Source organism: Microbacterium sp. P5_B6, from assembly GCF_056400345.1.
The window spans coordinates 1-10,224 of the sequence record NZ_JBFULL010000032.1 but is presented as its reverse complement, the minus strand read 5'-3'; the positions used below and the strand labels follow the sequence as shown (position 1 = coordinate 10,224).

The 10,224-nt window shown below is 67.9% G+C and carries 9 protein-coding genes and 1 pseudogene; 1 reads left to right on the top strand and 9 read right to left on the bottom strand.

Annotated features, from left to right (window positions below; translation table 11 throughout):
* The 9 genes and pseudogenes from AC1DP3_RS17485 to AC1DP3_RS17445 all read right to left on the bottom strand — a co-directional run.
* Nucleotides 1–229 (bottom strand): annotated as a pseudogene (locus tag AC1DP3_RS17485) (hypothetical protein); the annotation flags it as partial.
* On the bottom strand, nucleotides 226–2,061 hold the full coding sequence (locus tag AC1DP3_RS17480; RefSeq protein WP_477295515.1) for a type IV secretory system conjugative DNA transfer family protein: 1,836 nt from the start codon (nucleotides 2,059–2,061) through the stop codon (nucleotides 226–228). The pseudogene AC1DP3_RS17485 and the gene AC1DP3_RS17480, both read right to left, overlap by 4 nt.
* Before the next feature lie 12 nt (nucleotides 2,062–2,073).
* Nucleotides 2,074–3,366: a MinD/ParA family ATP-binding protein gene (locus tag AC1DP3_RS17475; RefSeq protein ID WP_477295513.1), complete on the bottom strand. Its 1,293-nt coding sequence runs from the start codon at nucleotides 3,364–3,366 to the stop codon at nucleotides 2,074–2,076.
* Between the two features lie 3 nt (nucleotides 3,367–3,369).
* Nucleotides 3,370–4,983 carry a hypothetical protein gene (locus AC1DP3_RS17470; RefSeq protein WP_477295511.1) on the bottom strand — a complete coding sequence of 538 codons (1,614 nt, stop codon included), beginning with the start codon at nucleotides 4,981–4,983 and terminating at the stop codon, nucleotides 3,370–3,372.
* The gene (locus tag AC1DP3_RS17465) at nucleotides 4,983–6,476 is read right to left on the bottom strand and encodes an SCO6880 family protein (protein ID WP_477295509.1); all 1,494 of its coding nucleotides are present in this window, start codon (nucleotides 6,474–6,476) and stop codon (nucleotides 4,983–4,985) included. The genes AC1DP3_RS17470 and AC1DP3_RS17465 overlap by 1 nt, the downstream gene beginning before the upstream one ends.
* Nucleotides 6,473–7,915 carry a hypothetical protein gene (locus AC1DP3_RS17460; RefSeq protein ID WP_477295507.1) on the bottom strand — a complete coding sequence of 481 codons (1,443 nt, stop codon included), beginning with the start codon at nucleotides 7,913–7,915 and terminating at the stop codon, nucleotides 6,473–6,475. The genes AC1DP3_RS17465 and AC1DP3_RS17460 overlap by 4 nt, the downstream gene beginning before the upstream one ends.
* The gene (locus tag AC1DP3_RS17455) at nucleotides 7,915–8,211 is read right to left on the bottom strand and encodes a hypothetical protein (RefSeq protein WP_477295505.1); all 297 of its coding nucleotides are present in this window, start codon (nucleotides 8,209–8,211) and stop codon (nucleotides 7,915–7,917) included. The genes AC1DP3_RS17460 and AC1DP3_RS17455 overlap by 1 nt, the downstream gene beginning before the upstream one ends.
* A 23-nt stretch (nucleotides 8,212–8,234) precedes the next feature.
* Nucleotides 8,235–8,846, bottom strand: a complete 612-nt coding sequence (locus tag AC1DP3_RS17450) for a M23 family metallopeptidase (RefSeq protein ID WP_477295503.1) — start codon at nucleotides 8,844–8,846, stop codon at nucleotides 8,235–8,237.
* 1 nt (nucleotide 8,847) lies between these two features.
* On the bottom strand, nucleotides 8,848–9,669 hold the full coding sequence (locus AC1DP3_RS17445) for a hypothetical protein (RefSeq protein WP_477295501.1): 822 nt from the start codon (nucleotides 9,667–9,669) through the stop codon (nucleotides 8,848–8,850).
* A 305-nt stretch (nucleotides 9,670–9,974) separates the two neighbouring features.
* Here AC1DP3_RS17445 and AC1DP3_RS17440 point away from each other — a divergent pair.
* Nucleotides 9,975–10,224 (top strand): MarR family transcriptional regulator (locus tag AC1DP3_RS17440; protein WP_477295499.1); only part of this gene is annotated, 250 nt, incomplete at its 3' end.

Sequence of the window (10,224 nt, the reverse complement as noted above, 5' to 3'; positions counted from 1 at the left end):
GCTCGAGCGCCATCCAACGCCCCTCCTTGACGATCACGCCCGCATAGTCGAGGTGGTGCAGTTCCAGCTGCTTCTTCTCCGCGGGGCGTCCGCATCCCGCGCAGGCGAGCGAGTGTCCGCGGTTCGTCTGCTCGGTGAACCAGCGGTCCCGGCGCGCGAACCAGGTCCGCGAGCGCAGGAACTCGGACCGATACAGGTTCATCAACGGTGGTCGGCGACGGTTGCTCATTCTTCACTCACCGCCTCTGCGGGCTCCGCTGGTTCCGCTGGTTCCGGCGTGACGGGGGATGCTGCGCGGTGCGCGTCGTCGAATACGCTGCGCTGTTCGCGCTCGGTTTCGCGTTTTCCGGCGTTGATGGAGCGGGCGTCGGAGCGTTCGTCCCACCCGGCGAGTTCCAGGAGCACGCTCCGCCGGTTCCGGTAGGCGAGGAGGCCTGTACTGGGCGGGAGGCGGCGGATCTCATCGACGGACATGAGGGGGCGGCGTTCGTGGTGCTGACTGGTGGAGTGCCCGGCATCGCGGGTGGACCAGGACCGCAGCTCGCGCTGCGTGTCCCTGGTGCCGAGGAGGGATTCGATGTCGCGGAGATGGTTCACGTGACTGGCGCCGCCGAGGAGCACTTTCGCGGTCGCCGCCGCCCAGATGGTGTCCGCCTCCGCCCGGGACCAGGAGGTTTCGGCTTGGCTGAGGGCTTGCAGGACGATGAAGGTGCAGATGCCGCGACCACCACCGTCGGCCATGATGCGGGGGAGGTTGCCCCAGCGGAACATGTTCGCGATCTCGTCGAGGATGAGGCCCAGGGGATGGGTGAGGCGGGAGCCGGGGGACGCGAGGGCGGTGGTGCGGGCGACTTCGACGATGTCGTCGAGCACCGCGCTGAGCCATCCGCCCATCGCGGACGCCCCCGACGACGACCCGATCAGGTACAGCGTGTTGGCCGCGGTGAGGAACTCTCGCGGGTCGAAGAGCGGGTCGCCGGGCTGTGGCATGAGGGCGTCGCGGATTTGGGGGACGGCGAGGGGTGCGACGGCCCCTTGCACACCGAACCAGATCGAGGAGACGAGTTTCTCGTCCCCGTTGATGGTCGCGTCGAGACTGTCCCCCCATCCGGGTGCCCCGTCGGCTTTGAGGATCTCTACCGCATCCCTGGTTTGGGCGGGGCTGGTGCCCCAGTCGTAGAGTTCGGCGATCGACTTTCCGCCGACGGCGGCGGCGTGCAGCAGCCGGCCGAGGACCATCCCGGATGCTTGCGCCCATTCCCCGTTGGTGGTGGATGCGCCGAGCGCGGTGCCGGTGATGATCGCGGTGCCGCGCTGCATGGCCACGAGGGGGTCGTCGCATCCGGCGATGGGGGAGACGCGGAGGGGGTTTCGGATGCCGGAGAGGCCCTGCGGGTCGAACACGTGCACGTCACCGCGGTTTTGCCGCATCCGCATGGTCGCGGTCAGGTTGTCGTTCGTCGTCGATGTGGTGATGAGCGGCCCGGACCAGTCGACGATCGCGGAGATGAGCACCCGGTAGCCCTTGCCGGAGCGGGGTGGTCCTTCGAGGGCGACGGAGTCTTCGATGGAGACGTACACGTCCTGTCCGCGGGAGCGTCCCACCCGCCAGCCCACATCTGTCGCCGTCGGCTTCGCCAAGTCCGGTCGCAGCTGCCCCGCGCGGCGCAGCACGGCCTTCGCGGACAGGTGCTCGCGGATCTCGGAGGAGGTGGCGAACCCGGGGCGGGTGCGGAGGTCGGTGATGAACGCCTGATCGGATTGCCGATACCTGCGCACCGCGACCAGCACCCACACCACCAGGGCAGCGATCAGCAGCACGGCGGCGATGTCAGCGATGCGGATGCCGATGATGGGGAGCGTGCACCCGTCGGGGGCGGTGTAGGCGGCGGGGTCGCCGGTGATCGCGAGCCAGAGCCCAGCGAAGAGGTTCTCCGGTGTCGGACGGGCACCGCAGACGAGGAGGGTGAGGGCTTCGGCGAGGAACCCGAACGCGAGCGACATCACCACCAGAGCCGCGATAAGGACCGCGATCCCCTTCCCGAGCACACTCTGATTCATCGCTGTGTCCTTCTAGAGGGTTTCGGCGGCGGTGGCGGCGACGCTGAGCCACGCGTCGCGGGTGCGGGGTCGGAGGGCGTCGAATCGGAGCTGCCCGGCTTTCAGGGCCGGGTCGAACGGGATGATCTGCACCGCGCGGACGTGCGGACGGAACCCGTCCGCGATCCGCCGGGCCGCCACCCCGCCGGTCGGTTCGGACTGTGTGACGACGACCACGGCGTGGTCAGCGAGGGCGGCGGAGCGTTCGTCGCGGCCGCGGAGCGCGTCCAGGAGGAGGATGGCGGACTCGGCGGATTCGGGGTTGGCGAGGGTGGGGATGACGAGCTGGTAGGAGTTGTCGACCATCCGCAGCCACCGTTCGGCGGATTCGTCGTTGCCGGAATCGAAGATCACCAGCCGGTAGTAGCGGGCGGCGACCTGCATCAGCAGGTCGAACTCGGCTGCTGCGATCCGCTGATCGGTGGCGAGCAGTTCCGGGTTGGAGCGGAGCACGTCGTACCGGTCGGTGGCTTGGTGATGCACGAACCGGGTGATGTCCGACACCCCGGCACCGGGCGCCAGGAGCACCTCCGCTTGGGGGAGGAGGTCGCGGAGGGTGGTGTCGTACAGGCCTTGTTCGGTGCGCCAGCCGAGGGTGCCGCGGGTGTCGTTGTTGTCCCACGCGAGGACGTTGCCGCCGCCCTCACGGGCGTAGACGGCGGCGAGCATCGCCGTGGTCATCGTCTTCCCCACTCCACCCTTCCCGTTCGCGACAGCCAGGGTGCGGCATCCGGCCCACTGCCGCGAGGCCACTCCGGTCCATTCCGCTCGCCGCTGATCCGCGGCCGACGGGCGCACCGTGATCCCGACCCGGGTGAGGGCTCCCCGCCAGCCGCCGGCGCGGTGTGGGGTGTCGGTGGTGGGGGTGAGGAAGGTGGGGCGGGTGGGGGACTCCACAGCCGGTGCGGGACCGGCGAGGTGTGCGTCCGGCTGTGGAGTCTGTGCTCTCACCTCCTCTCCACTCGTCTCTGGGAGCGCATCCTCGGTTGCCTGGGTGGGTGTGCCGAGGGCGATGGTGTCGTCGATGGGGATCAGGGCGCCGCGGGCGTCGATGAGGAGGTGGTGTTCGCCGCGGTCGCCGGAGGTGACGAGCTCCACGGGGGTGCCGGTGCGGCGGGCTTCGTCGGTGGCGCGGCGGACGACGGCGTGCCGGATGTCCTCGTCACCTGTCGCAGTGACCGGTTCGGTGTGCCCGTCGGGGGTGATGAAGGTCGCGGTCGGGCCGGTGACGGTCGCGTACGCGCGGGGATGGGTGACGGTGCTCATGGCTCAGTGCTCCTCGGTCAGGTCGGGCGTGTTCGGCGACAGCCAGCCATCCAGCCCGGTGTCGGCCGGGGCCGGGATGGGTTCGGGCCAGTAGTTGTCCAGGGTGCTGGCGTCGATGAGGTGCAGGGCGCTGTCGTCGCGGTCGGCGGGGGAGACGGCGTCGTCGGTGGCGAACAGGTCGAACTCCCACGGTGTGGAGGTGGCGAAGCAGTCCACCAGGTAGGAGTACTGGCCGACGTAGGCGAGGAACTCGCCCTTCCGCAGCTGCCGCGCCATCTCCACATGTGGGGCGGGGAGGTTCAGGCGGCTGCGGAGGGCGGTTTGTTCTTGGTGGTTGACGCGGAAGATGAACTTGTTCTCAATGTCCCCGACGATTGAGTAGGCGAGGGAGCGTTCGAGGGAGTCGGCGTCGCCGACGGCGTCGAGGTCACCCATTTTGTGCAGGATCACGATGTTGCTGATCCCGTAGTGCCGGGACAGTTTCAGCCACTGTTGGAACATCTGCAGCGACGCGAGCGACGTCATGTCCCGCCACCCCTCCTCGCGCACCACATATCGGGTGCGCCGCGCGGCCCGGTCACTGATGACGGCTTGGATCCACGCGGTGGAGCACACTTGCGTGAGCTGCGCGGCGAGATCCCCACGGGCGAACAGTTCGCTGGTGTCGGTGACGACGATGGGGGCGTCCTGGTCGAACTCGACGGTGGATTCGTCTTCGAACAGGCCGGACAGGTCGCCTTCCACGAACCGGCGGAGCACGAAGCGGGGCTGGATGGCGCCGCCGGCGGCACCGAACGCGGCATCCGTCATTCCCGCCAACCGGCCGAGCTCCTCGTACACACCTCGGAGCGTCGGCCTGTCCCCGGTCGCGGTGATGCACCGTTCCAGGGCGTCCATGATCGCGGCGTGCTCGACGGCGGTGAGGCGCCCGCCGAGGGTCATCTCGATGAGGGCGATGAGGGTGCCGATGCGCCGCTGCTTCACCATCTGTTCGTGCTGCTCATCGGTGCTGTCGGTGCGGCGCGGGCCGCGGTCCAGGGGGTTCAGGCGGGTGCCGGTGCCGCCACCGAGGCGGATCACCCGCCCACCGGGGATCGCCTCCGCGACGGCAACCCATTCACCTTTCGGATCACTGGGGACGACGACCTGGTGGCCGAAGGCGATGGAGCGGGTGACGAGGGTTTTCACTGTCGCGGATTTCCCGCTGCGGTACGCGCCGAGCACGAGGATGTTGGTGGAGAACGTGCCGCGTTCGGTGGTGTCGACGTACGCCTCCCATGGGGAGAAGTGCCACAGCGCGTCTGCGTTGAGGTCGACGCCGAGAATGGGGCCGCGGTGGCCGAGGCCACTGTCGGCGACGAACGGGTAGATCCCGGCGATGTGCTGACTGGTGGCCTGATGCGCGGGGATCATCGCTGCAGCAAGATTCCAATACCCGCCGCGGAGGATGCCCGGCCCGAACGGTCCCGGCACCGCCGGCTCGGGAAGCAGCCGGTCCTTCCGCGACGACCGGGCCGGCTTCTCCTCTCGCCTGGTCTGCGCGATGTCGCGTTGCAGGTCCTTCTTCTGTTGGCGGGTGAGGTCTGCGGGGGTGAAGGTGGCGGCGTGGCGGGTCATCACTTCATCCCTAGCCCGATCGGCAGCGCGTTGACGAGGAGCGCTTCGGCTTGCTGGCAGTACAGGATCTGCGCCTCCATCCCCGCGCGGCTGAGCGCATTGCGCATTCCCGCGATCGCCTGGTCCAGGCGTTCCTCATCGGGGGCGGTGATGGTCAGGTATGCGCCGTACTGGAATTCGCCGTGCCCGTTCGCGATCTCCTGCTCCTGCTGCTCCAACGCGCGCCAGTCCGCGGCATCCGCCGCCGACCCATCCGCACCCCGCTTCGCCCGGAGGTTCTCGTTGCCGCGCCACACCTTCTTCTCATCCCGAATCCGCTTCAACGCCTTACTGACCGGGACGGGGGTGAGGACGATGGAGAAGATGTGCGTGATCGCCTCCCCGGTGTTCGGGTGCCTCGCGAACACGACGGGGGAGAGGAATCCGACCGGGGAGTCGGAGCGGGGCCACTCGTGCACCCACATCGTGGTGTGCACCCCCGAGTCCGTGATGACGATCCCGTTGCGGCCCTTCGGCTCCTCCAGGAACATCGGCCCCATCGCGACCGGATCCACCCCCGCCACCGGTGCGGGGCGGTTCTGCACGATCGCGGCGAACTCCGGGTCGAACGCGAGCCGGCCCAACGCGGCGACGTCGCGGGGTGCGAGCCATTGGCGCACCTTGATCTTCGCTGCCGTCAGCGCGTCGGAGAGGTTCCCTGCTTCGATCTGCGCGAGCGCGAGGATTGCATCCTTCCCCCCGCCGAGGGCTTTCAGCTGGGAGCCGAGTGCGACCAGGTCCAGGGTGAGGATGAGGTAGTTGCGGTGTGCGACCTCGAACCGCTCGGAGGTGTCCATCACGTCCTGGTAGTTGCGGGCGACGGGGGAGTCGGGGTTCAGGTCCTTGACGCGGCGGACGGTGTCGTAGTGTTCGCGGGCGGCGCGGATCGTGGTCGGCAGGGTCCGCTCCTGCAGGGTGACCCTCTTCACGCCGGGGCGTTGGGTGAACGGGCCGAGGACCCGGTCGAACTGCTCCGCGAGATCGAACCGTTCCGGGAGGTCGTGCATCAAGAACCCCTGCACCTCGAGTTCCGCGATGACGGAGACGGATCGGTCGTGCGGGTTGTAGACGGCGGCGGTGTGGTTCACGTCCCAGAGCTGCACCGACGCGCGCGTTCCGGGCAGATTCAGCGTTCCCGTGAGTCGCGGGGCCTCTGGACGGAACTTCTCCGTCGTCGCACCCGCGCCGTGCCGGACCTGCTTCATCAGCCACAGGCCGCCCATCCGGGGGGTGGAGATCCCGTGGATGCTGGTTAGCGCGGTCACCCCGAACCCCAGGTAGAAGGGTGCGCCGTAGAGGAGGCCGAGGGGTCCGAACCGGTTGATGAAGATCAACAGGATCACCGCCGCCGCGGTGAGGAACGCGAGCTGCCACGGGTCCAGGCCTATCACCACGCCCTGCCCGGAGCGGCGCGCGAGGCGAACGGGACGGGCGTGCTCGGGCGCGGTGGTCATGATGACCTCCCCTCACTCCTCGAAGATCGCGACGGCGAGGGGGGAGGCGACGACGGTGACCCGCCGGCCCCTGGCGCGCGGGTCTGGCCGACGGGAGCGGTGGGGCCCTGTGCGGCACCGGCGGGGCGCGGAGCGCCGGCAACCGCGGTTCGTGCCTGTGCGGGTCGCGCGGATGGGCCGGTGGATCCCGGGGCGCCGCTGGCGGGTCGGATACCGGAGGGCAGTCCGCCCATGCGGGTAGGGATACGGGCCGCGGATGTGGCGGCGCCGGCGGCCATCCGGCCACCGTGGGAGCCGAGGCGGGAGCCGACGTTGTCGGCGGCGACGGCGCCGGCGAAGCTGAACAGTCCGAAGATCGCGAACGGCGCGAACGCCACCAGCACCAGGCCAATCAGCAGCGGCCAGGCTTGCGGATCCCAGATCGTCCGCACCGTCGCGAGCCCGTTGATGATGAGCGTGACGAACCCGATCGTGAGGGGACCGGTGAGGAGCAGGACGACGACGGCGGAGACGTAGCGGACCACCCACTGCGGGCCGATGCCGCGGACGGGGAACATCATCCACGCGACCGGGCCCACCATGATCAGCGCGGCGAGGACGATGTTTCGGAACGCGAACACCAGCATCAGCAGCAGCATCCCAAGCATGAGAAGCCCGTGGATGAGGAACGCGAAGAAGTAGTTCGCCTGCCCACCCGCCCACATCACCGACTGCAGGGTGGAGAACAGCATGAACGACCCGTCCCGGTTCATGATGTACCAGGTCGTGTCGTCCACGGCGTTGAGCAGATGTCCGGTCAGCCACAGGCTGATTGGCACCGCGGGGATGGCGATGAACGCGCGCACCAACGCGCCGACCAGCTCTTCTCGGTCACCGGAGACGACGGCGGCGGCGACGGCCCACACCATGGCCCCGAAGGTGATGATCAGGATCGCCCATTGCCAGAACGACCATTCACCCACCGCAGCCGACCACAACAGCGTCCCGGTGTCGAAGCGCATGTTGTCGGCGACGAGGAACATCATCGCGGTCGCCGACAGTGCCATCCCGCGGCCCGCGTTCTCGAAGGTGACGCAGACGAGGTCGCCGACGCTGCACCCGTATTGGACCAGCAGTGCCCGGCCCCCGTCAGCCTGGATGGCTTCGACGTGACCTTCGTAGGTCGTGCACACCGTCGCACGCTCACCGTTTATGAACACGCCGAGGAAACATTGCTGGGCTTTCACGTTGTTGGGGTCGGTCGGAGTGCAGGTGACCTGGCCGCTCGCGGTCTGGCAGTCGACATCGAACGCGGGTGCCGACCACGGTTCGCCGCTCACTGCCTCCATCGACACTCGGGGCGCGGCGGCCGGTGTGCTCGCTTGCGCGGCGGTGCCTGAAGCGAGCATCAGTGCGATCCCCAGGGCAACGCCGACGCCGAGGGCGCGGAGCGGGTTCATCAGAATCCGAAGTCGAAGTTGACGAACCAGGCGAACAGGCCGGAGGCGGCGCCGAGGACGGCGGCGGCGATGAAGATCCACATGATGTTCTCGCCCGCCCACGTCCGCATCCGATCCGACGCCAGACCCCGAAACGCGAGCGACGCCCCGGCGATGATCAGCATGATCAACACGACGAGCATCGCGCCGGCCAGGATGTACGACGCGATCACCTGGAACCCTTGGAAGAACGGGGCGGAGAAGTCGGGCTGGATGTCGGGTACGTCGACGTCGGTGGGGAGTGCGTGGCTGGGCATGGGGTGCTCCTTGCTCGGGGGGACTACTGCAGGGGGAGGCCGAGGCTGGCCATGAACGGTTCTGGATCTACGGAGGTTCCGGACTTCTGAACTTCGAAGTGCAGATGGCACCCGAACGACCGGCCGGTGTTGCCTTCCGCGCCGAGCGGGGTGCCGGCTGTGATGTGTTGACTGGTGGAGACCCGAAGCGAGCCCCACTGCATGTGGCCGTAGAGGGAGACGAGTCCATCGCCGTGGCTGATCCGGACAGTGTTTCCGTAGCCGGCGTACGAACCCGCGGTGACCACATCACCTGGACCCGCGGCGTAGATCGTCGCGCCGCAGCCCTGAGCCATGTCGTAGCCCTGGTGGTTCGTGGAGCAGTAGCTGCAGCCCTGCACCGGGTTGTATCCGTATCCGCGGCCCGTGAAGTAGTCGCCGCGCAGCGGATAACCCCACTCCCCGCTGACTGCCGGGGCGGCGGTCGATCCGGTGATCGCTGTGCTGGCGGCGGATCTGGCGACGGCGAAGGGGACGGCGATGAGGGGTGTCATCGCGAACGCGATGGCAAGGAGAATGAGGATGGTCGCGCCCGCCAGGATCTTCCGGCCAGTCCTCGAGTTGAGGGCTGTGGCGGCGACCAGTGGGGCACCCATGTCAGGGCTCCAACGGCTCCGTGAAGTAGCGGACTACCTTGCAGTCCCCGGCCTGTTGCGCCGTGTCAGGTGTTGGGACGGAACCGGCACCGCAGAGTACCTGCACACTCACACGCGCCTGCTCGTCGTACGACGTCTCGCCACCGCTGCCGTCGGAGCGGGTGAACGTGAGCACGACGTCGGCGGTGCCGATGGACATGTCGCCCGTCGGGTCATCAGTAACCGGTACGAACACGACGTCGCCAGTGGTCACTGCCACCACGCGACCGTCCTCGTTTTCCAGCGAATCCCACTCCGACTCCGGTAGCACAACTCCTTGCCGCAGCTCGACCTGCGAGTCCTCCATCGCAGCTTGTTGGTCTGSCTMGGACGCGGCCCGGGTGTCGGGCGTGAACCACGTGTCGAGGTAGTCGAGCCACTCTTCGCGGGTGCTCTTCTGCGTGTCGAAGGTGGACGCGGACTCCAGTGCTGCACGGATGTATGGTTCCGCGTCGGTGGTGATCGGCTCGGGTCTCCACCCTCGGTCCGCGGCCGCAGGGTCAACGAACTCGTCGCCCTGAGGCGCGGAGGCCGTGGGCGATGGATCGTTAGGGCCTTGGCTCGAACTGTCGCTCGGGGAGGGAGTTGGTGCGGACCGAGGGAGGACAGAAGCCACGACGATGGCGATGATCCCGGCGACCAGGACGAGACCGCCGATGACCGCCCACAGCACCCCGCGTCGCCCTGCGCTTTGGCTCGCCATCAGTGCCAGCCCTCCTGATCTGTCAGGACGGCCACCCGGCACGAACGGAATGGCACGCGCGATGGTCGCCGCGATCCACACCCAACCACGAGGCGCGACGCTGGAACAGCGGTTGACAAGCCATTGTGGAGAACGGAAGTATTCGCTTCCGCTGTGGAGGAGAGGATGAGGGCGATTGGGAGGATAGCCCCGATTAGGCCGCCGATCAGATCGTTCTCCGTCGATCGACGAGCGGACGTACCCACGTTTCGGCGCAACGGGACCCGTCCCGTCGGTGTCTCATCCCTCGCCATGACCACACTGTATAGACGTATGCGAGGAAAGTAAACAACTAAACCGGATGGTTTGCTAGACGCGACCGAGGCCGGTAGGACAGAATTGGCGCTATGCCTCGACTTGCGCAGCCAGCAGGTTCAGAAGACGCTCAAGATCCCATCGCGTTGCTGGGAAACCTCGTCAAAGCGGGAATCCTGCGATTTCTCCGATCGAACCCTGATGTCACCGTCGGGCCGATATGCGATGCGCTTGAACTCGGACCTACGACGATCCAGCCTCGCCTCAATGAGCTTGAGGCGGCTGGCCTGGTGATTTCCGACCCCCCGATGAGTGAAGCGCAGTCCCGTAAAGGGATTTGGG